Genomic DNA, 21,180 nt, shown 5'->3' on the forward strand with positions numbered 1-21,180 from the left:
CCAGGCGGGTGCTACATTCCATTGAGTACAAACCAACACATCAGCTATTTAAAGCATAAGCTTACCTTGCTATACTAAGGCAAATTACATCATTGTTGTTAACTACGGGGTTATGGGGCATTCGCCTGCAGTTAGGTCATTTAATAGCCGACGCACACCTTACCTATATGAGTAAGGCTGTTAATCAGCGTATTCAACTTCAAAATTAATAATTTTCCTGAGCTAATTTAGGCTAATGATAAACAGGCTGTTATCTGCTGGAGCCTCAAAACGATCTAGACTATTTAGAATATTTTCAATCGTTGATAAAGCTGTTACCACGTATGCGCTCCAGCTTACCATCAGCGTTAATGGCGTAATTAGCATTTCGGGTATCGGTATCAACCCTCGGCTTTGATTTACGCCGCTTCTTCATAAGTGGGTATAATGCAAATAGCATCAGCCCCAGTAATAGTATAAGCCCGGTAATTTGAGTAGGCATAATTGGTTTTGGTATTAACGTGTGCCGGGTACGTGTACGGCACTTATATAACGCCTGCCCAAGATTGTATGTTTTTGATCATCTGCAAATATTTTAATCAGTATCAAGCGCTTTTATCTGGTCTTTGTATTCAGCCGGAAGGATTGCTTCTTTCAGAACACCATCAAGTTTTAGCAGCCTGCTCAACTTGTAGAATGAGATTATCGGCGACAGGTAAGACACTTTGGTTATCGGCAGCAGCTTTTTAGCATCAGGCGGCAGCATGAGCAATTGCACCTGTTTTAGCAATTGGTACCGTATCGGCCCGAGGTGTTTTTTATATTGTTTAAACAGGTCAATAGCAAAGTTGCTTTTTAAGAGGTGCTGCTGCAAATGCTGCACCCGTACGTCTGTCCATTGCCGGTAATTAAAGGGCATGTCCTTAAGCCCCATTTGCAGGCCAACACTGTAGAACACATCAAATACCTCCTCCTTTTCGTCATCGGTAAGTTCACGGTCCAGCAGTTCAAACGCGCGTACCGAATAATCTATCAGCATAAAAAGTACATCGCGATAGGCCCAATCGGGTATTTGTGCACCGCGTGCCTGCTCTACGCCTGCATGTATGGCGTTTATCCGGTTAATGGCGGCTATGGCACCATCATAATCCGAGTAGATGATCATGCGCGCATAGCTAACGGTAGAGAACAACCTCCCAAGCGGATCGGCGGGCAGCTTGCCGGTAAAGTACAGCCAGTCTACCGCCTTGTTCAGGGCGAACTCCGCGGCAGAAGCGGCAAAGATAAACATGATGTTATCTGCCTTGCCCCAAATTTCGCGAACGATGGAGCCTTTTGGTACAAAGTATTGCTGTTCTGTTTCAGGCATTTGCGTTTGGATGTGTCGCTGAGTTCCTAGTTTTCAGCCATCGTTCTATTATTACTACCAATAGGATGCCAAGAGTGTAAGCCAGCATATCTTCCCACCTGAAGGTTGTACCCAATAAGTTGCGCGCAATCGCAGATTGCTGCCAGCCAAGTAAATTGATGAGATGAAAATATTGTGCAAACTCTATTATGTAGGACAAAACCAATACGCCAATGGCAGCCCTTTGTGTATCTATTACTACAAAAGCCCTTAATGCACAGTACATTAATATCACCACCAGGAAGTCGCCGCCGTAAGGGCGAATGATTTTATCGTTCATGTAAACTCCGATAAGTACTTCCGTTATAAACAGCAGCACGGCCAAGGCGAAGTAGTGGCCGTTAAATTTGATACGCATTATAATCCTCTCCTATTTAAAACAGCAAGTTTTTTGATGCCATCATAAGCGATGTAAAGCGGAATAATACCCAGCACGCCGAAAGAACAATCAACCAGGCTCCAGAAGATTGGGATACCCCTTATTGGCCCCATAATAAAAGCGAGCGGCAGTATCATCACGCAAGCGATCATTCCGAATTGAACCACCCAGATGTTCTGCAACGGCTTAAGCCACGGACCAATAAACAGCACAGCCAACATTACATGCGCGAAGGCCAGCCAATCGGTACCGTAACTTAGAAATGGGTATGTATTGTTGCTTGTCTTTATTGCTCCGTAGACTGTGTCCAGCCAATGTTGAACATATTGTGGCAAATCGTTGCTTTGATTTGCCATCCATTTAAGCTCAGTTTCCAGCGGGAATGCGGTAACTCCGCTAATAAACAAGCCGAATATAACAATGCCAATGCAAAGCCTGGTTCGGCGCATGAGGTGTTCGTAGTTTATCGTATGCATTGATTTTATAGGGCTTTTCAGATCTTCGATGTGCCGGTTCAGGCAAGCGCTGTTGCCGGCGGGCAATGTTGTATTCATTTTATTGTTGTTGATGTTTTAAACAGGTTTTTACTTAAAAGTTCCCCTACTCTTTCGCGCAATGCTTGCGGTGAGGATGCGCTGACATTTACAAGGTAAAACCGGCTGCCGCTTTTTGCAGCAGTCCAGCGCCATGCAAACTGGTCCACTGTTTTTATGCTGCCGTTGTCAAACCACCATGCCGAGTAAAGGCGATCTGTACCTTTTTGCAGCGTAGCGAGGTAAATCCGGGTATTGCCAACCATCTCCTGGCGGATGTTGGTAAAGGTGTAGCCGCTGCCTACCCAGCAGATCATAGGGTCATGTTCAGGAGCGTAAAAGGCGGCCGGCTTACAGTAAATGAGCGTACGCCGGTTCTCAAACTTCATGATACCACCATCCATCTGCTGTTGGCTGTAGCCGTTAATAGTAAAGTTTGCTGCAGGTTTTACAAAGCTGTCGGCACTGGTTACCCGTACCGCTGTAAACATAATGGCAGCCAACAGTAAAGCATGTAACCACGGGTAATGGAGCGCAGGCTCAATAGCGGCACCAACAGCACTGCGCCCGTTCCCGAGGCGGATAAGGATAGGTTTAGTAAGTACTAAAAGTGGTAAAAGCACGTATACGGCCAGGCAAATAATGCCAATCACATCATGAAAGAATGTGCCCGGCATGATCTTGAAAATCACAATAAACAGTATCCTGAAGAAGTTGCCAAGCACATTGAGTGCTACAGCAAAGCCGACATACAGCAATATGGATAGAACACTTAAAAACTTGCCAACATGCTTTTGATACCATGCCAGTACGAACAGGCCGATAATCACCGACATTACCAGCATGTTGAGCCCTGCGCAAGCAGTATCTATAGAGAACTCGTATTTGCCCAATTGAATTTGGTTACCCACAGCACTGGCCTGCATACCCAGCAAGTTTACTACAGCCGCTACCTTCTCGGTAAGCCACAAACGCATGGGGAACTCCCACAAGCGTGTAAAATGCCTGAACACGGGCGAAATAAGCAGCAGCAGGAACAACAGTATGTTACTCACCCGCCCAAAGCTACTTTCTATAAGCAGCAGCGCGGCAAACAGCATGGCCAGGAAAAACAGCGTATTAACCGGCATCAGCATAGCCAGGGTAATGAACAGCAGCGCGGGAGCCAGGTAGCGTAATGACCGCCGCTGCGCATCCATTGTGCAGATGTATGGCACCAGCATTAACCCGCAAATCATTTCTGCCGTCCAGTTAAAATAATGAGGCACAAACCATAACAGCAGCCCTGAATAAATGGCAACCAGAACCACTGCAGCATGCCATTTAAGCGGCAGTTTTAATGTTAAAGCTATCATGATTATAATTGCGGAACTGCTTTTTTAGACCGGTAGATGAACGTTGCCACTATAGCTGCACCGAGGATAATAAGCAGCCATTCCTGTGGTTCCGGGGCAGCACCGGAAGACTTCATAGAAGCGTTCTTCAGGCTGTCCTTATTTTCGTCAATGCCGAAGCGTTTGTAATCCTCCTGCGTTTCCAGCACGATCATGCTGGACACGGGCGAAACAATATACGCTTGTTCTGCCTCGGCTACATTGGTGGTATCAACATCCCCGTGTTTAAAGTATTCCGGACCAACCTTTTTCATGATATCATTGTAAGCAAACAAGCGCAGCAGATGATCAGGCGCCTGTCCGGACGCGCTACCTTCAGTTTTGCTGATGTTGAACCCGGCTGCTGCGATAGCAGTGACAAAATCATTCTCCGGACTTTTTGTAAATTGCTTATTGTTCAACAATGCGAAGAGTTCCCGCGGGGCGCCCTCACTGTAGTTAAAAACTCTCATCTCTTTCAAAGCTTTCAAGTACGGAGTAAGCTTTGTGCCAATGTTAAACACCCTTACTTGCCTTGGCTCTTTTAAGTATGATGTTAGTTCATTGGCGAAGCCACTGCCGTCCAGGTCCGTCAGGTTTGGCGATGCACCATCGCTTTTGGTGATCACCAGCGCTGTAGCAGGTTCTTTTATCTGGCTAAACGGGAACAAGCTAAAGTTTTGACTACGTAACAGCTGGAATAGTTCATCTGCATTTTCATCAGTCAGCCGCACCAGCTTATCGTAGTAAACATAAACCGGTTGGTTGCCAGCAGCCCGATAAGCCGCTTTAAATTCCTCTTCCGTCCAGGCGCTGTTCACATCCAGGTACACAGCTTTCGGTTCAAAGGCTTCGTAGGCGGGTACATCCTCGCTTACCTTATAATTTTGGCCTGCAAAGCTGAAGGCAGTTGCTGATAGTGCCGGCGCATCGCAGGATAGTTCCCACTCCGGCTGGTAAGTGCCGGTTCCACTGTAAAGGTCTACCCCACTTTGCTTAAATATTGATGGAATTTGCAGGTCAGCCGGTTTGTTGCTGTAGCAAAGCTGCAGCGTTTCAACAGCAGTCCTGGCATCAGGCCCCTCAAAAAAGGTATTCTCATACAGTAATCTTTTGCCCTGCAGCCGTAGCGGACTGGTGATACCTATTCTAAAGCGGCGGTTCTCTTTGGTGGTACACGGAAACACGCGCACGCTTACCGTATTACCCTCCTGCCAGTGCACAACCGATGGGTCATGCTGCTCTACACCTACAATGGTCTTGTACACAGTGTCAGCCTTAGCTTTGGTTGTTAGCCTTGATTTTTCTTCCCTGCCGTTTATCCATAATGATAACGAACTCACTACCGATCCCTCGGGCATGTGGAAGGTGTAAATAGCCTCTTGGTTGTTCCATTCCCAGTTACTGTTATTGCGTAACGTAAGTGTCTTTTCGGTATAGGCGAAACGGTACTCGGGGAAAAGTTTTACGTTGCTGATAACACTTACCGTTTGCAGTTGGTCGCCGCTCCAGAGCCGTTCCTGCGCCTGGTGACGCGAGTTGTACATGGCTTTGAGTATGTTAATTTGATCACTTTCATCCAGATTAGGTTTCTCGAAGAACAACGTTGCAAGTACCACCAGCGGGTCGTGCTCTTTTTTTGCGTCGAAAGACATAGTAGGGAAGCCGCCCCAAAAAAGGTTACCATCAGGGCTTACTTCGTGGTATACCAAACCTGCCTTCATTATCCGCTCGGTAACCGGCGTGCGTTCCAGTTGGCGGCTCACCGCTACCCAGGTGGGCAATTTGCCTTCATTAAGTGTGTTTTGATTCACAGCGAAGTTGATCTTATCGCTTGCCTGTCCCCAATAGAACAGGAACACACCCGCTATAACAACCGGCACCGCAAACCCCGCAACAGCCGCATACAACACCCGTTTGTCGTCCCTGTAAGCACGAATGATGATCCGTATGGCAACAATGGCCATCAGCATGGGGATATAGGTATGAAAAGATATGCCAATAGCTATCATGCCTACTATGCTAACGATGTACAACGGCAGCAGGTAAAAAGCATAATACAGGAACAGCGCCAGCGCGATCCCGAGCAGCAGGAAAACAACGTACTTAATAAATCCCTGCATATCCTTGTAGCGGGCAGCCAGGGTAAGTGCCAGTGATGATACAACTATCCATATGCACAGCCAGTCGGTACTGTCTTCAAATACATTCATCTCCCGGTTTAATGCAAATGCGCTGATGAACCATATTACCAGCAGATAAGCGGTATACTCCGCCTTACCCTTACTTAAGTGCCAACGGTGCTGTTTAAACGCTGTGGAAAACACCGCCACACTCATTAAAATGGATATGATGTAATTGGCGAAGAACTTACCAAAGTTATCACGCCCGGGAAATGTATCGGCTACCAAAAACAAGCCGAACGAGGCAATAATAACCCCTATGCAAACCAGCCCGAATTTGTCTGCCCAAAAATAACTGACGATCTTTTTCATTTTTGTGTATTTAAAAGTACTTTGAATTTAAAAGTAAATAGTTAAAAAAAATTAGGCTTTCTGCTGCCTAATTAAATTTTCAAGCTCCTGCAGGTGCCGCTTGAATGCTGCCCTGCCAAGTTCAGATGCTACATAACGGGTGTTGGGCTTCCTCCCCAAAAAAGTTTTATTCACCGTTATGTACTCCTCCTTCTCCAGCGCTTTCAGGTGCGAGGCCAGGTTGCCGTCGGTTACGTCCAGCAGTTCCTTCAGCGAATTAAAGTCGTAGCTCTCGTTAGCCACCAGCACGCTCATTATCTGCAGCCGGATGCGGTTCTCAAAAGCTTTATCAAAATTATTTAGCGTTACTTTCACCTGTCGTATTTAAAGTGCATAACGGTACCATACAAAATATGCAGTATACCAAAGCCAAAGGCCCAAAAAAACAAACCATAACCTGTAAAGATACCGGCCATTAAACCCAGCGCAATTTCGCAAATGCCAAGCCATTTTACATCACCAAAAGTGTACTGGCTTGCAGCAACTACGGCCAGGCCGTAAAATATTAAACAAGCAGATGCTATTAACCATACATAACCGTTGTACCACATGGTTAAAGCAAAGCCCCCACCGGTAAGCAAAGGCAGCGCGCCTGCCATAAGCATGTTCTGGCTGCTCTTGTTCCAAATGGACTGACCACTGCGGCGTGCCTTACGGTAAGTAAGCAAGATGCCGGTAGTTACAGCAAAGAAAAGCACCACCAGCGCCAGGGTAAACAGCTGTATGTCCAGCGCCTTAAAATCATATATCGGCTGAAGATATAACATGCGGTATGCCAGGAACGCACCAATTAGCGCGTAAATACCTGCCATAACACCCGACAGCCCGCTAAGGGTGATGAACCGGGTACTGCGCTCCATAATGTTCTTTATCGAGCTGATCTCGTCAATAAGGTCTTTATCTTCCATTTAAAGTACTTTGTACTTCAAAGTAACGCAACATAATTTGATCCTGCAAGAGGAAAATGAAAATAGATGTAAATTTTTGTAGGTTTTGTTTAATGCCGGCGGCAAGACAGCACGCCGGCACGGTAGAAAGAATGCGTTATGCTACCTGCATTACAGGTTTCAGCATGTCAAAAAGGTCCGTTTCCAGTGCGCGGCAAAGCTCAATAAGCCTGCTTACGGTGATGGAGGTATAGCCCAGTTCCATTTTGCTGTAGGCGTTTTGCGACATGTTAAGCTTGTACGCTATATACTCCTGGGTGTAATTAAGCTGCAGCCTCCTGGTTTTGATAGCCGCTGCAAGTGTTTTTTCATTTAACATGTAAGTGTCTGATATTATGGTTCATTAACAACGGGTTAGGCATTTAGTTGTTGATAATTACGAGTATTCATTCCATATGGTTTTAATATTTAAGATTTACTCCTTCTTCAAATTATAGGCACCCCCGATAGTGGCTATAACCATCGTTAAAACTTTTATTTAGTTATTTTCACTAAATAAAAGTTTTATACTTTAATTTGCTTTATAACAGCTATTTTAGCCAGTGTTATCAACCAGTTAAACACCTAATTCTTCCAACCTTATATGTTTAAAACCTTTACCCTGTTCAAGGCGCTGCCGGCTGTACTACTGCTGAGCGTTGCTACCATTACCTTGCATGCGCAAACCCCTAAAAAGCCTGAGGAAAACCGTTTTACCAAAGTGGTACTGGCGCAGGATGTGCAAGAGCCTATGCAGTTCCAGATCATGAAGGATGGTCGCGTTGTTTACGCCGAACGCAAGGGTAAGATAAAGGTTTATGACCCGGCCACCAACAAGATAGCCGTGATAGGCGAGTTTGCCGTTAGCACCAAGTATGTGAACAAAAAGGGTGAGGTAAGCGAAGGCGAGGACGGAATGCAGGGCGTTATACTCGACCCTGATTACGAGACCAATCATTGGATTTATTTATACTATGCACCCGCAGGCGATGTCGCCAAGAACACGCTGGAACGTTACGTTTGGCTGGGAAAAGAGATACTGCTGAACACCAAAAAAACCATTTTGGATGTGCCTACCCAGCGTGAGGAGTGCTGCCACGTAGGCGGCGGTATGCTGTTTGATAAGGATAAGAACCTGTACCTGAGCACCGGCGACAATACTTTTTCCCGCGCGAGCGATGGGTTTACGCCGCTGGACGAGCGCCCGGGTATGTCACCTGAGGACTCGCAAAAATCATCGTCGAACACCAACGATTTGAGGGGCAAGATCCTGCGCATACATCCACAGGCAGATGGTACTTATACTATCCCGGCAGGGAACCTCTTCCCTCCCGGCACGCCGAAGACTAAACCAGAAATATATACCATGGGAAACCGTAACCCATGGCGGCTCACCATTGACAGCAAAACAGGCTGGCTGTACTGGGGCGAAGTTGGTCCGGATGGATCAAAGGACGATTTTGAAAAGCGTGGTCCGCAATCTTACGACGAGTTTAACCAGGCTAAAAAGCCAGGCAACTACGGATGGCCGTACTTTGTTGGTGATAATAAGGCTTACCGCAAGTACGACTTCGCCACCAAACAATCAGGCGATTTTTTTAACGCCGAACACCCGGAGAACCATTCGCCCAACAGCAGCGGTTTGGTAGAATTGCCGCCTGCAACACCTGCTTTCATTTGGTATGCTAAAGGCATCAGCGAAAAGTTCCCGCTGATGGAAAGTGGCGGTAACAGCGCGGTAGGTGGCCCTATCTTTCGCCGCGCCGATTTTAAAAATCCTAAACGGCCCTTCCCTGAGTATTATGAAGGCAAATGGCTGATAACCGATTGGGTGCGCGGTTGGATAAACGTGGTAGAGATAGATGAGAACGGCAATTACAAAAGCATGGAGCGCTTTTTGCCAGAGCTAAAACTGCGCGGACCTATAGATATGAAGTTTGGCCCCGAAGGTGACCTGTACGTGCTGGAGTATGGCAATGGTTACTTCCGCAACAATCCCGAGGCAGAACTTATCCGTATTGAATTTAACGGCGGCAACCGCAGGCCGCAGGTGCAGGCGGCTGCTAACAAAACAGCCGGTTCGGTACCCTTTAAGGTTAACCTGTCATCTGCAGGCACAAAAGACTTTGACGACGATGACGTACTTAGCTATACCTGGGCCATCACCAAAAATGGCAAACCCTACAAAACGCTAAAGGAACAAAATCCGTCGGTAACCTTTACTACACCGGGCGTTTATAAAGCCACCCTCACTGTAGCCGACCTGAAAGGCTTAAAGAACAGCCAGGCAGTAACCATAAAAGCGGGTAACGAGCCACCGGTTGTTGCAGTTAATATCACTAAAGGTAATAGCAGCTTCTTCTTCCCGGGTAAAACCGTGACATACAAAGTAAACGTTAACGATAAGGAGGATGGCAGTTTGGCCAACAAGCGTATTTCTCCGTCCCAGGTGTCGGTAAGCGTTAACTACCTGTCCGAAGGTTACAACATGACCGCAATTGCCCAGAAACAGCAGGGTGTAGATGCCTCTGCTAAGTTTGCAGCCGGTATGGCGCTCATCAACAAAAGCGATTGCAGGTCTTGCCACGCTGTTAAAGAAAAATTGCTCGGTCCGGCTTTTATATCAGTTGCCAAAAAATACAAGAACGACCCTAACGCGGTAACTTACCTGTCTAAAAAGATAAAAACCGGCGGCTCGGGTGTATGGGGCGATGCCGCAATGCCTGCCCACCCTGCCCTGTCTGCTAACGAGCTGAATAGCGTAGTGAGATACATCATGAGCACGGCCACACCTCAAAAAGCACAAAAATCGATGCCGGTAAGCGGCACTTATGTAACGGCGATCCCGAAAGGCGATAACGAGAACGGCAGCTTTATCTTCCGCGCTGCGTATACAGATAAAGGGACCGGCACTGTAGCGCCTATACTGGGTGAAAACATTGTGGTACTACGCGGTCAGCTGGTGCCTGTTAAAGATGTTAGCGAAACGCACAACATGGTTTATAACCGCGACAGTACAGTTGCGGTAGTAAAAGATGGTGGCGCGTGGGTAAAGTTCGCCAAAACCGACCTGTCTGGCATCAAAAACCTTGAGCTGGCGCTTATTCCCCGCGGTCGCGGCACAGACCCGGTGAGTACCATTGAACTTCGCTCGGGAGCGCCTGATGGGAAGGTCATCAAATCATTTACCGGCAGCTACAATGGCCTGCAAAAACTAACCCTCGACCTGCCAGACGGACTTGGCGTAACAGACCTTTACCTTGTATTTACCGGCACGCCGTTAAGATTTGGAACTGTAAAGTTTAATAATGATTAAACCGGGTACAGAGTTCAGCCAATGGCGTTATACGTTGTTAGCAGAAAGTACATCTCGGATGGTAGATTACTGCTATTGAAAAGAATATCTGAAACTATTGTCGAGCAAACAGTTCACCGGCCCTCAAGGGGCGATGATGGTAAGCTACAATACCAGGAATTAACCTTCCAACTTCATTATAATCCAGCTATCGAAAGCCATTTCCCCAGGCTTTGGGCCAAGCTGATCGATATGACTTTATTTTTTATTCCGCTACAGCTTGTTACTCATGATAGCTGGTGGTCGGCATTAATTTCCGTAGTTGTGGCCACCATTTACGGCACCTTACTGGAACACTACTACGGTTGCACCTTAGGAAAAAAGATAATAAGGCTTAAGGTGCTGGATGATTACGGCAATTTTCCCCCTTTGTTCCTGTCGCTAAAACGCAACGCGCTCGCCTCATTGAATCTTTCGCAACTTCCGGGTGTTAAGTTCAGGTTTCCAGATCCTGATGGATTGTCACACCGCTACAACATGAACTTAAATAACACGGTATGCCAAACTTATGTAGTAGATGAAAGGAAGGTAACGGAGATCAGGGAGATGTTAGCGTAGTAATTCGTATTTATGGTTCCGTGTGATCATCCATTCTTTATACACCTTCGGCACCAATCGCGAAGTACAATAAATATGTTTGAAGTTCATCGAAAGCAGACAAGAACACGAGGTTGATGACGGCAGTTTAGCGCAGATATCAGGTCAGACCGCTCCGGATAATCTTATCGCCAGATCTTCTATATCATCTTTTCTTGCTAATTGATTGAGCCATTCTGCAGGAATGGTTTGATAACCGTACAGTAACGCAGCTAAACCGCCTGTTACGGCTGCGGTTGTATCAGTGTCATTGCCGAGGTTCACGGCCTTCAACACTGCATCCTTGTAACTATCAGAATTAAGCAGGCACCAGATACTTGCTTCTAATGTGTGAAGCACATAGCCGCTGCTTTGTATCTGCCCCTCCGGAATCATGTCTATCCTGTCTATCAGCAACCGATCAAACATCTGTCGCTCACCGGCAACTATCTCAATTGATCTCAAATACTCGGCAACGGTGACTTGCAGGTTTTGGTAAACAGCTATTTTGTCTCCGCCATTTAATAAGCCTAAAGCAAATTCCAGATAGTAAAAACACGATATCACCGAACGCACATGCATGTGCGTAATCGATGAAACCTGCTTAATAAGTTCATATCTTTGGTTAACAGCTTTGTCCTTTATAAAAACAAGCAGAGGAAGTATCCTCATCAACGAGCCGTTTCCGTTACTGCGTTCGTCAAAATCGCCTGCAAATTCCGGCCTTTCGCCTGCCCCTAAACGGTCAATGGCACTTTGCGTGGTAATCCCAACATCAAAAACTTCGTTGTGAGCTGTCCAGTACTTGCGATAGCGCCAGTTGATCATGTTACTTGCTACTTTATTTAGGTCGAATCCGTCGGCAATAGCTTCGGCCAAGCAAAAAGTAAGGGAACTATCATCAGAGAATGTACCAGGAGGCTGTTCATGAGTACCCCAGCCAATCATATTTGTTACAGGCGAATTTACCAGTTGTTCCCGGCTCTTAAATTCGGCAGGTACTCCTAGCGCGTCGCCAATGGCTACGCCAAATAGTATACCTCTACAAATATTCTCCATGCTTTTTAGGGTGCCTGTTTTGATTAGGCTTCCACGGTACGCCGCCGGCACCCATTCCGGCTTTACTGGTTTATTTTCCATTTAACATGAGCTTTAAAAATACAGGTGGCACAACATCCGTTAGCCAAACGCCATTTTCTGATAGATAGAACTTGTGCCCCTGCGCGTACATATCTAAAGCTGCTACTTCAAAAATCACCGGCTTACCGTGCCGCTGCCCAACTTTGGTGGCCGTTTCGGTATCGGCGCTCAGATGTACGCGCTGCCTGTTGCGCTTTTCTAACCCTGTCGCCAAAATACTTTCTACAGATTGACTACCGGTACCGTGATAAAGTGTCGCAGGTGGCGTTTGCGGTTGCAAACCAAGCTCTACTTCTACCGAGTGGCCCTGGCTGGCACGGACCTTCTCGCCATGCTCGTCAAAGGCAAAACGCTTCTTTGTGTTAGTTGCCACCACATGGTCAAGTACTGCACGGGTTAATGGCTTACCATGCGCTGCCATCTTTTCCAGTAATTCATCAACACGCACCCATCCTGCCGCGTCCAGTTGTATAACAATTAACTTTGGGTTGTGGCGTAAAACCAGGCTCAGGAATTTACTGATGGCTGTCGTTTCCTTTTCACTTATCATCAGTGGTAAAATTAATAAAAGAACATCGCTTATTAAACCGCGACGAAGTTGATGAACAAACAGTCCAATAATCGCAACTGTGTAGTGATGCCGTCGGAAATTTCACGACTAGGTTACCGGATTGAAAAGTTCAGGATTTTTGACCCCCAAAACACGATTTTTGAAATTCTTGCCGCGGAAGTTTTTATTCGGAAGAAACAGCACTTTTATCTGTTAAAAAAAATGTGGTTTTTGAAGGTTTTGGATCACCAATATGGAACAATTCCCATCATTTCGGTCTTGAAAATCAGCACCCCAATAAACAAAAATTTCTGCACTAAAGTGGTGACAGTGTTTTGCCAGTAAAATAATAATTATTATTTCTTATTAATACTCTTCTTTAAAGCTTTTAATGGCACCTTATTAAAGTTGTGCGTGCTCTTAATCTGCGGCAATTTTTCATCCCTCCGAGCATTTGTGATTGGGTCTTTATACGCCTCTGGAACCCATTCAAGCCGTATTTTTGGTTTGTTTTCCATATATCTTTGCAATCATCGGTTCCAGATTCCGGTGGCTTTGTTGTCCATGATGAGCTTGCATTGCCAGGTTATAACAATGTTAGTCAGCAACATAACTATAATATTGGCCAGTACCGTGCCGGGCAAGCCTACCTGCTTTATCAGCCATATAGACAGTGGTATATTTATAATTCCTATACTTATTACCAGTATCAATTGAACCCTCAGCTTGCCTACGCCATTAAGCAGGTAAGCGTGTATTACCATCCAGGTTTGTAGTATTACATACACAGCCATAACAAGCGAGAGCATATCTGGAACAGCAATACCGTGTCCTATCCACAGCTTGTAAACAACGTCCGCACAAAGGTAAAGCACAACTGCAAACGCCGATGCAAGCAGCCAAAGCTTGCGCATCTTATTGACAGACTGTTTAATCCAGTGAAGGTCTCCTCTAGCGTAAGCATCTGTAAAGGCGCTCCAGTAAGGTGTTATAATGATAAAGAATATAATATTGATAATAGAAAAATACTTGAAAGGAATATTAAACAATGTTACCTGGTCTGGCCCTAACACTCTTGTGATCACGATATTGTCGGTCTCATAAAGTACAAGCGCACCTATTTGTATGAAAAAGAAGGCGCCACTTACGGTAAGCAGGCTTTTAGCGTTATTTAGGTATATACCTTTAACCCTGGGAATGAAGCTTTTGAGACTTGTAGCGAATAGGTATAGGTTAGCTACAAGCAACACCAGTACCGGTGTTCCGGATGTTATAAGCACTAACAGGTATAAATTTTCTTTGCTCCATAGCGATAAAAGCCAAATGGCCAGGTATGTTAATGCCTGCCCCATCAGCGTGATAACTGAAACTTTAAAAGGCTGGTGTGTAGCGGTAAGGATACTATTAACAGGCTGTAAAACAAACTGTATACAAAAAGAAGCCAGGGTGATTACCAATACAGACCATACGTCGAAGTTAACCGTGGCGGGTACGCGCATCAGCTCGTTCCAATTAAAAAAGGAGCCTATTGTGAAGAATAATAGGAACACAGCTGCTGCTATTATGCATAGCAAAGCATAAGTTGTACTAACATCGCGGTGCACTGTTTCGTGCTCATTAAGGGCCAGTGCATGAGCCAATTTATTCCGAAGGCCATTGCTCAGCCCTATATCAAAGGTATTGATCCAAGCCACCAGGGAAGCCATAGTAACCCAAATACCATATTGTGTTGAGTTAAGATAATTAATGGTAAGTGGCAATAGCATAAACCCTATAAGAACGCTTAGTCCGCGAATTAGAAAAGTATAAATAATATTACGTTTAACCTGCAGGCTACGCTCGTCTCCGTTACTCCAAAAAGCTTTTACCTTGTCTTTAATTAAAGATAGCATAATGTTAAGTAAGCATAGGTAAACGTCCTTTTTGCATAAGCATATAGTTGTACAAAGCTACTATATTTACCATGCTTATAGCCGATAATTATTGCACCGCAAACAGTTGTTTAGGGAGCATAGATGCGTTTATAGGAGCATTCCAGTCGTTATTTTCCCAGCCATAAACCTTACCACAATTACCCTGGTTCCAGCCCGGGTTTGATGCGCCATCGGCACTTTTAAAATTGACGAGGTTACCTTGAACCACATTCAAAGCGCAAGCGGAAGTATGCTGATTCCAAACATAAATACCGACATTAGTAAATGGCTGCCGCCGGCCGTATATGTTGTTGTTAATGACACTTATATGGGTACCTCCAGCTATCGCAATACCGTATTGACCAGGGTCTACCAATATATTATTTTTTGCGATACTAAAACCACCGCCATTGTCGCCAAGCATAATACCTCCCCCTGTTTTACTTGGGCCACCTCCGCGAATACGATTACCAATCACTTCAACCGGACTTGTAGCTGTACCTGTTGTTTTATACAGGTTAATGGCATCTTCCGGCAAACTTTTACCAGGCAGGTTTTCACCTATATTATCGCTTATTTTATTCCCCGCTCCCGTCACCTCATCAAACTGTACCATCTGGCCGCGCGGGAAAGGGCCTTGCATGTTTTTAAATTGATTTTGACGAACATTAACCTGCTGACTTTTAAAAACATAAACACCCGTTGCCACCTGTTCAAAATAACAGTTGATGATTTTAATATTCTTACAATTAAGAATGTTGATCCCAATTTTAGCGGAGTTTCGAAGCCTACAGTTTTGAATTGTTATGTTACTACATTGGTTGAGGCTAATGCAATTTGATGTATCTCCGGTGATGTCCAAGTCGGATATCACTTTGCTATTTATACCTGAAAGCTTTAAAGGATGTGATATACTGTACTTAGACTTTTGTGCGGTGGAGTTGCAGTTTACAGATATTACACAGATACCTAATAATAAGTAACACCGAAGCACCTTAATAATCTTTTCCAATACCGTTAAGTTATTTACTGGAGTTCCAAACCTCCTGGCAGTTAAGATACTGAACTGTAAACCAACTGCTTACTTATCGCCCAGATAAGCTTTACCTTTTAACATTAAAGAAAACTTTTCCTTCCCTACTTTATGAACAAATACAGGTCCATAAAGCAGATAACGCTTCCATAGATGATTAGGTTCATTAAGCAAGCGGATGAACCACTCTAAACCCAAGTTAATCCAAAACTTACCTGGCCGCTTTACTGTTTCTGAGTAGAAATCGAATACCGCTCCTATTGAGCAAATCACTTTCACATCAAGTTTATGTTTGTTGTGATACACCCAGGTTTCTTGTTTAGGAGCAGTCATTCCTACAAAAAGTACATCAGGCTTAAAGGCGTTGATATGCTTTATCATATCAGAATTATCTTCTTCAGTAAAGTTATCTTTAAATGGTGGCGAATGAAGTTCTACCTGTATATTGGGGTATTCTACTGATAAACGATTGCGTATACCTTCAAGTGTTTCTACAGAAGAACCAAGATAGAAGCATTTCCCACCTTTTAGATTCATTATGTTTAACATATAAGAATGGAGATCGGCTCCAGCTATCTTCTTAATTTTTTTTCCTAGTAGGATTTTCACTGCCCCTACGATCCCTACTCCATCGGGTAAAAGTATATCAGACTCAAGTAAAACCTTCTTGAAAGCCGGATTTTTCTCAGCAATAATATATGAGTATTGATTTAAAGTATTTATAACATACTTAGACTTATTATCAACTTCAACTTGGTCTAAGGTGGAGGTAAAGATTGGATACTCAAATAAATTCAACGTAGAGTTCTTCGCCATTCCCTTCTTAAAAAATAGTTGGTTCTAAAACCCCTGAGCTGTTATACACCCCTAAAAACATCATGCCAAATAAATTATTGCTTCAGAAAATTAATCAAAATTGGGCGCACTACTGTAATAAAAGACATTAAAGAAATTTGTTAAACCATAATCTCTTGTAAAAGGATAAAATTATAAATTTTAACATTAAAATTTACTTCCAGTCAAAATATATACTTTAATAGGCTTACCCGGTTATTGGCTTATTTGTTTAAGTATGTAATATACGTTGTTAACTTGTATATGGTTGTCCTAAAAAATCCAACCATCTTATCATAGTATTACTATCGTAGTGATCTACTAAATTTCCGTTAGCATCTAAATCCGGGTGCAGCATTAACTCTGTTTTGCGGGCTATATTACTGTTCGGGTACTTACTTAAGAAATATTCAATCGTTTCAAAGCGGTCTGAGTAATTAAGTTCTTTTCTGATTAGCTTTTGATTTATGATATATCTGTACAAGTATTTTGTAAAGCTACCTTGCCGATAAGTTTGAGCTAACCTAAGTTTCAAGCGATATTCTTTAGCAACCTGTGAAAAAATCCCAATAAAAGCAGGTAAAGTATGCAAGTGTAAATGCGAATCTATGTGAGTGATAAAAATCTTCTGGTCAATTGCACGATTCACTTGCGCTACAATCTCCTTATACAAAGCGTCTTTTTGTGCTGATGAAAAATAGCGCATTAAACTTCCTGTTACGGAAATGTTCCAACCACCGGTCTCGTTTAAAAAAAAAGGATCTATGTTTGTTATAGGCCTTAATTCTGCCAGATCAACATGTACCCCTATGTTTGTTATCGCCGAATTTGAGTGAATCTTTTCAACCGCATCGTAAAAACCTTCTGTGTTGGTCATCAATGATGTACTATTTATAATGCCGCGTTCATAACACAATAAAATAGCTTTGTTTACAGAGCTACTATAACCAAAGTCATCGGCGTTGGCTAATACATTTTTGGGAATCTGCATCAAGTGCCTATTATATGAAAAAGAAATTATTTCACAAAAAGTAAAATTTGAATATTTGCAACGCCAAGCCGGATATTGCTATAATTACCGCAAAAAAAAACTTAAAAAATTCACCATTTCATATTTTTTATTATTTTCGCAATGGAAATAAGTTGGCAACACAGCAATTATTTGCGAACATGAGAGTAGATCAACCGTTTTTCTTGCTTGGTTTTTCCCCCAAATTTCTGAGCTTAACACTACTGTTGATTAATAGCGCACGATTTTTTAATTTCAGCCACCTTTGGCAGACGCCGTAATATTAGTAAATGGCTCAAATACAATTGCGCACTTATTCAATTTTAGTTAACTAAATCAATATGAAATTAAAACATCTCTTACCTATTTTTTTAGCCCTCGCATTTTTTGTTTCTTCATGTACATCTTACAAAAACGTTCCTTATTTTCAGGATCTAAACCGAGACAGCATACATACTGAAGATATTACTAATAAAACTCCTTTAACAATCCAGCCCGGCGATTTACTTGGCATACATGTTACCAGCATGAACCCGGACGCGTCGTATCTGTTCAACTACAATCTTGAGCGCCCATCCGGAACAAATCTTGATAAAAGCGAGCAAAATGCGGTTGTAGGTTACCTTGTTGACAAAGCGGGCAACATACGTCTGCCTCTTGTTGGCGATGTTAATGTATTGGGGATGAGCACATTCGACATAGCAAAGCTGCTCGAAGAAAAGCTACTGCCTTATTTAACCAAGCCAAGGGTTAATGTTCGAATTCAAAACTTTAAAGTGAGCGTTATGGGAGATGTACGAGCACCGGGAGTTTATACTATTAACAACGAAAGGGCAACCGTAACTGAGGCCCTTAGCCTTGCAGGTGATTTATACGTAACAGGTATCCGCAAAATATTATTGGTGCGCGAAGTTGACGGAAAGCGTACGTATGTTCCCTTAGATCTCACATCTAAAAACCTATTTAACTCGCCTTATTATTATTTAAAAAATAATGATATGATTTACGTACAGCCAAACCAGGCAAGGGCGCAGAACGAAGGCACTACGTTCCAAAAAGCTGGCTTGTTAGTTTCAGCCTTGTCAATTCTCGCAATTCTTTTAACCCGATAATACAGCATCCTACTATATGAGCAAGCAAAAAACTCAATTAACTACCTTTACCTTACCTGCCGGGGATACCAATCCCGACAATTCTGGTGACCTGGTAAAAAAATATCTATTTCACTGGCCACTGTTTGTATTAGGCGTAATAATATTCGTTATACTGGCATTCTTCTATCTAAAAGTATCTAAACCCACCTATCCAATTGTTGCTACATTGGAATTTAAAGGCCCAACAAGTTCAGAAGGAACGGTTATTAATAAAAGTGGCCAGGATCAGCAACTGGACCCTATTAGCACTCCGGTTATCGTCGAGAACGAGATTGAAGTAATGCAATCAAAAAAGATCATGTACAAGGTGGTAAATGATCTTCAGCTTTGGGTTAACTATTCTACTAAGATAAACGGTAAAAAAGAGGATCTATACAAACGTAGTCCGGTGCTATTTTCTTTTGTAAAAACAACTGGTACAATAGACGGAAATGGTGCGAAACTTACCGTAATCATAAAAGACTCACAGACTTTTACCTTGTCGAATCCTGATGAAGGTGATAAGGACTATAAGTTTGGCAGCCCTGTGAAAAGCACTTTCGGTACATGGACTTTAACTGCTACCAATAATATAAGCGGCTATTTGGGTGCTACTATTAACATCAATGTTAGCGACCCCGATCAGGTTACCGACAACCAGCTCTCTAAGGTAAAAGTTGAGTTGGAGAATAAGGATGCACCTTTTGTTAACCTTTCTACCTCAGACGAGGTACCTGAACGAGGTAAAGACGTATTAAATGAGTTGATGGCCCAATATAAGGCAGATGCGATGTCATCAAAAAACAAAGATGCTAAAAAGGCAATCGACTTTATTGACGCTCGATTAGATTCGTTAAACCGCAATTTAAGCATAGACGAAAAGGCGATAGAGGAATTTAAGAGCACTCAGGGCATGACCGACGTGACATCACAAGGTCAAGGCTTTAGAGATATAAGACAGGCTAATATAAAAGCTTTAAACGATGCCGAAATCCAGTTGAAAATACTTGATGGTTTGGAACGTACGCTTAAAGCATCCGGAGATGATATCTCTAAGTTACCTCCTACAAGCGCGTATTTGTCTGATCCGAGTTTAATGGCACTTTATGAAAAGCTAACTAATCTACAAACAAAAAGATCAGAAATGCTGGCAACAATCCCTGCTGGCAATCCAATGTTTGACCCAATAAATGATCAAATAAAAACGTTGCAAGTAGCTTTTAGAGAAAAGGTTAAAGCCTTGAAAGCATCGCAATTGGCTATCAAGTCGCAAATGCAGTCTTTTAATAACGGTATTATTTCAGACCTAAAGAAAATACCCGAACAAGACCGTGTTTACACTGCAATGAAACGGGAACAAGAAAGTAAAGAAAAAATATACTCCTACTTACTTGAAAAACGAGAATCTGTAGCATTAAGGTATGCCTCCACGGTGTCCGACTCCGAAATTGTTGATGATGCTCACGCCGGTAAAGCCAAGTGGCCTAAGCCGGGTATAGTTTATGCAATTGCAGTATTGCTGGGACTCGCTGCACCGATTGGATTGCTTTACGCCAGGGAAAGCCTTAACGAACGGATTAGCAATCGTAAGCAAATTGAAGATGCTGTTAACGTTCCAATACTTGGTGAGTTATCTTACCAGGAGGATACTACCCCTATCGTGGTTACAGAAGGACGTGGGAAATTTGTTATCGGTGAGCAGTTCAGGGTGCTACGTACTAATTTGTCCCACCTTCACGCAAATAACAACTCGGGGCGTGTAACCTTATTTACCTCCAGCGTTGGTAGTGAAGGCAAGAGCTTTGTAAGCTCCAATCTGGCAGTTACTTTAGCCTATGCTTCAAGGAAAACAATTATTTTGGAGATGGACTTGCGTAAGCCAAAGATATCGGGAGTATTCAATCTTTCATCTGAACACCCTGGAATAAGTGACTATTTGGCTGAAACAGCTAATGATGTAACTAAGCTTATACAACCATCAGGCATTCCAGGGTTAGACGTACTTGGTTGTGGTCCAATACAGCCAAATCCTTCAGAATTACTTGAAAAGGAACGTCTTGATGACCTTATAAACAAACTGAAGGAAAGCTACGACGATATACTTATCGACTCACCTCCGATTCACCTGGTTACTGATGCTTACATCATCTCAAGAACGGCAGATGCAGTAGTTTACATGATTCGTCAGGGTCATACGTTAAAAGACGAACTCGACTTTATTAATGACGTAGATTCTGCTAAACGTTTCCCCAAATTCACATTGGTATTTAACGGTATCAAACGAGATCAGTTCAACTATGGCTATGGTTATACCAATAGCTACTACAGCTCTTACAATACATACACTGATAAAGAAAAAGAAACTTTAGGCTCTAAACTAAGAACATTCCTAAGGAGATTTTAATCTGCAGTAGTGCAGTAACAAGTTTATACTATCGCAATATTTTACTTGTAATATGGTAAACTCCTAACATTCAGCTCAACTATTACGTTCAATTACCTTAG

The 21,180-nt window shown here is 43.4% G+C and carries 20 protein-coding genes; 4 read left to right on the forward strand and 16 right to left on the reverse strand.

The features are described from left to right. Positions 1-295 precede the first annotated feature (295 nt). The 9 genes from DYU05_RS09125 to DYU05_RS09165 form a co-directional block, all read right to left on the reverse strand. The gene (locus DYU05_RS09125) at positions 296-481 is read right to left on the reverse strand and encodes a hypothetical protein (RefSeq protein WP_117382637.1); all 186 of its coding nucleotides are present in this window, start codon (positions 479-481) and stop codon (positions 296-298) included. A gap of 93 nt (positions 482-574) precedes the next feature. Next, on the reverse strand, positions 575-1,348 hold the full coding sequence (locus DYU05_RS09130; protein WP_117382638.1) for an oxygenase MpaB family protein: 774 nt from the start codon (positions 1,346-1,348) through the stop codon (positions 575-577). Continuing rightward, complete coding sequence (locus DYU05_RS09135; protein WP_117382639.1) at positions 1,341-1,745, reverse strand: ribosomal maturation YjgA family protein; 405 nt, start codon at positions 1,743-1,745, stop codon at positions 1,341-1,343. Before DYU05_RS09135 ends, DYU05_RS09130 begins: the two co-directional genes overlap by 8 nt. Continuing rightward, positions 1,745-2,320, reverse strand: a complete 576-nt coding sequence (locus tag DYU05_RS09140) for a hypothetical protein (RefSeq protein WP_205771822.1) — start codon at positions 2,318-2,320, stop codon at positions 1,745-1,747. Before DYU05_RS09140 ends, DYU05_RS09135 begins: the two co-directional genes overlap by 1 nt. Further along, on the reverse strand, positions 2,317-3,654 hold the full coding sequence (gene xrtN, locus DYU05_RS09145; protein ID WP_117382640.1) for an exosortase N: 1,338 nt from the start codon (positions 3,652-3,654) through the stop codon (positions 2,317-2,319). The genes DYU05_RS09140 and xrtN overlap by 4 nt, the downstream gene beginning before the upstream one ends. A gap of 2 nt (positions 3,655-3,656) precedes the next feature. After that, entirely contained in the window at positions 3,657-6,167 is a 2,511-nt protein-coding gene (locus DYU05_RS09150) for an XrtN system VIT domain-containing protein (protein WP_117382641.1), read from the reverse strand. A gap of 51 nt (positions 6,168-6,218) precedes the next feature. After that, on the reverse strand, positions 6,219-6,521 hold the full coding sequence (locus DYU05_RS09155) for a winged helix-turn-helix domain-containing protein (protein ID WP_117382642.1): 303 nt from the start codon (positions 6,519-6,521) through the stop codon (positions 6,219-6,221). After that, complete coding sequence (locus tag DYU05_RS09160; protein ID WP_117382643.1) at positions 6,518-7,114, reverse strand: hypothetical protein; 597 nt, start codon at positions 7,112-7,114, stop codon at positions 6,518-6,520. Before DYU05_RS09160 ends, DYU05_RS09155 begins: the two co-directional genes overlap by 4 nt. Before the next feature lie 136 nt (positions 7,115-7,250). Beyond that, positions 7,251-7,472: a helix-turn-helix domain-containing protein gene (locus tag DYU05_RS09165; protein ID WP_117382644.1), complete on the reverse strand. Its 222-nt coding sequence runs from the start codon at positions 7,470-7,472 to the stop codon at positions 7,251-7,253. A 264-nt stretch (positions 7,473-7,736) separates the two neighbouring features. On the opposite strand from DYU05_RS09165, the gene DYU05_RS09170 reads away from it, so the two are divergent. Further along, positions 7,737-10,448, forward strand: coding sequence for a PQQ-dependent sugar dehydrogenase (locus DYU05_RS09170; RefSeq protein WP_117382645.1), 2,712 nt, complete (start codon positions 7,737-7,739; stop codon positions 10,446-10,448). A gap of 21 nt (positions 10,449-10,469) precedes the next feature. Continuing rightward, positions 10,470-11,045: an RDD family protein gene (locus tag DYU05_RS09175; RefSeq protein ID WP_117382646.1), complete on the forward strand. Its 576-nt coding sequence runs from the start codon at positions 10,470-10,472 to the stop codon at positions 11,043-11,045. 144 nt (positions 11,046-11,189) lie between these two features. Here the strand turns inward: DYU05_RS09175 and DYU05_RS09180 are convergent, their stop codons facing one another. The 7 genes from DYU05_RS09180 to DYU05_RS09210 all read right to left on the reverse strand — a co-directional run bounded on the left by DYU05_RS09180 (position 11,190) and on the right by DYU05_RS09210 (position 17,524). Continuing rightward, entirely contained in the window at positions 11,190-12,203 is a 1,014-nt protein-coding gene (locus DYU05_RS09180; protein ID WP_235853977.1) for an ADP-ribosylglycohydrolase family protein, read from the reverse strand. Next, a complete protein-coding gene (locus tag DYU05_RS09185) occupies positions 12,193-12,753 on the reverse strand; it encodes an RNA 2'-phosphotransferase (RefSeq protein WP_117382647.1) in 561 nt (186 codons plus the stop codon). The genes DYU05_RS09180 and DYU05_RS09185 overlap by 11 nt, the downstream gene beginning before the upstream one ends. A gap of 356 nt (positions 12,754-13,109) precedes the next feature. Continuing rightward, the gene (locus tag DYU05_RS21100; RefSeq protein ID WP_165852033.1) at positions 13,110-13,271 is read right to left on the reverse strand and encodes a hypothetical protein; all 162 of its coding nucleotides are present in this window, start codon (positions 13,269-13,271) and stop codon (positions 13,110-13,112) included. A gap of 12 nt (positions 13,272-13,283) precedes the next feature. Further along, positions 13,284-14,645, reverse strand: a complete 1,362-nt coding sequence (locus DYU05_RS09195) for a lipopolysaccharide biosynthesis protein (protein WP_117382649.1) — start codon at positions 14,643-14,645, stop codon at positions 13,284-13,286. An 88-nt stretch (positions 14,646-14,733) separates the two neighbouring features. Continuing rightward, complete coding sequence (locus DYU05_RS09200; protein ID WP_317127853.1) at positions 14,734-15,660, reverse strand: right-handed parallel beta-helix repeat-containing protein; 927 nt, start codon at positions 15,658-15,660, stop codon at positions 14,734-14,736. An 87-nt stretch (positions 15,661-15,747) separates the two neighbouring features. Continuing rightward, on the reverse strand, positions 15,748-16,515 hold the full coding sequence (locus DYU05_RS09205; protein WP_117382651.1) for a WecB/TagA/CpsF family glycosyltransferase: 768 nt from the start codon (positions 16,513-16,515) through the stop codon (positions 15,748-15,750). Positions 16,516-16,786: 271 nt separating this feature from the next. Next, positions 16,787-17,524 (reverse strand): carbohydrate deacetylase, encoded by a 738-nt coding sequence (locus DYU05_RS09210; RefSeq protein WP_117382652.1) that lies wholly within the window; start codon positions 17,522-17,524, stop codon positions 16,787-16,789. A 359-nt stretch (positions 17,525-17,883) separates the two neighbouring features. Between DYU05_RS09210 and DYU05_RS09215 the strand changes: the two genes are divergently transcribed. Both DYU05_RS09215 and DYU05_RS09220 read left to right on the forward strand, forming a co-directional pair. Then, positions 17,884-18,654, forward strand: coding sequence for a polysaccharide biosynthesis/export family protein (locus tag DYU05_RS09215; RefSeq protein ID WP_117382653.1), 771 nt, complete (start codon positions 17,884-17,886; stop codon positions 18,652-18,654). A gap of 16 nt (positions 18,655-18,670) precedes the next feature. Then, positions 18,671-21,079 (forward strand): GumC family protein, encoded by a 2,409-nt coding sequence (locus DYU05_RS09220; RefSeq protein ID WP_117382654.1) that lies wholly within the window; start codon positions 18,671-18,673, stop codon positions 21,077-21,079. Positions 21,080-21,180 lie beyond the last annotated feature (101 nt).

It is taken from the genome of Mucilaginibacter terrenus (genome assembly GCF_003432065.1).
Taxonomy (GTDB): Bacteria; Bacteroidota; Bacteroidia; order Sphingobacteriales; family Sphingobacteriaceae; genus Mucilaginibacter; species Mucilaginibacter terrenus.

What these genes read in the sequence shown, in the direction of transcription:
- DYU05_RS09125 (WP_117382637.1), bottom strand. Translation starts at nt 481, where the DNA reads ATGCCTACTCAAATTACCGGGCTTATACTATTACTGGGGCTGATGCTA.
- DYU05_RS09130 (WP_117382638.1), bottom strand. Translation starts at nt 1,348, where the DNA reads ATGCCTGAAACAGAACAGCAATACTTTGTACCAAAAGGCTCCATCGTT.
- DYU05_RS09135 (WP_117382639.1), bottom strand. Translation starts at nt 1,745, where the DNA reads ATGCGTATCAAATTTAACGGCCACTACTTCGCCTTGGCCGTGCTGCTG.
- DYU05_RS09140 (WP_205771822.1), bottom strand. Translation starts at nt 2,320, where the DNA reads ATGAATACAACATTGCCCGCCGGCAACAGCGCTTGCCTGAACCGGCAC.
- xrtN (WP_117382640.1), bottom strand. Translation starts at nt 3,654, where the DNA reads ATGATAGCTTTAACATTAAAACTGCCGCTTAAATGGCATGCTGCAGTG.
- DYU05_RS09150 (WP_117382641.1), bottom strand. Translation starts at nt 6,167, where the DNA reads ATGAAAAAGATCGTCAGTTATTTTTGGGCAGACAAATTCGGGCTGGTT.
- DYU05_RS09160 (WP_117382643.1), bottom strand. Translation starts at nt 7,114, where the DNA reads ATGGAAGATAAAGACCTTATTGACGAGATCAGCTCGATAAAGAACATT.
- DYU05_RS09165 (WP_117382644.1), bottom strand. Translation starts at nt 7,472, where the DNA reads ATGTTAAATGAAAAAACACTTGCAGCGGCTATCAAAACCAGGAGGCTG.
- DYU05_RS09170 (WP_117382645.1), top strand. Translation starts at nt 7,737, where the DNA reads ATGTTTAAAACCTTTACCCTGTTCAAGGCGCTGCCGGCTGTACTACTG.
- DYU05_RS09175 (WP_117382646.1), top strand. Translation starts at nt 10,470, where the DNA reads ATGGCGTTATACGTTGTTAGCAGAAAGTACATCTCGGATGGTAGATTA.
- DYU05_RS09180 (WP_235853977.1), bottom strand. Translation starts at nt 12,203, where the DNA reads ATGGAAAATAAACCAGTAAAGCCGGAATGGGTGCCGGCGGCGTACCGT.
- DYU05_RS09185 (WP_117382647.1), bottom strand. Translation starts at nt 12,753, where the DNA reads ATGATAAGTGAAAAGGAAACGACAGCCATCAGTAAATTCCTGAGCCTG.
- DYU05_RS21100 (WP_165852033.1), bottom strand. Translation starts at nt 13,271, where the DNA reads ATGGAAAACAAACCAAAAATACGGCTTGAATGGGTTCCAGAGGCGTAT.
- DYU05_RS09195 (WP_117382649.1), bottom strand. Translation starts at nt 14,645, where the DNA reads ATGCTATCTTTAATTAAAGACAAGGTAAAAGCTTTTTGGAGTAACGGA.
- DYU05_RS09205 (WP_117382651.1), bottom strand. Translation starts at nt 16,515, where the DNA reads ATGGCGAAGAACTCTACGTTGAATTTATTTGAGTATCCAATCTTTACC.
- DYU05_RS09210 (WP_117382652.1), bottom strand. Translation starts at nt 17,524, where the DNA reads ATGCAGATTCCCAAAAATGTATTAGCCAACGCCGATGACTTTGGTTAT.
- DYU05_RS09215 (WP_117382653.1), top strand. Translation starts at nt 17,884, where the DNA reads ATGAAATTAAAACATCTCTTACCTATTTTTTTAGCCCTCGCATTTTTT.
- DYU05_RS09220 (WP_117382654.1), top strand. Translation starts at nt 18,671, where the DNA reads ATGAGCAAGCAAAAAACTCAATTAACTACCTTTACCTTACCTGCCGGG.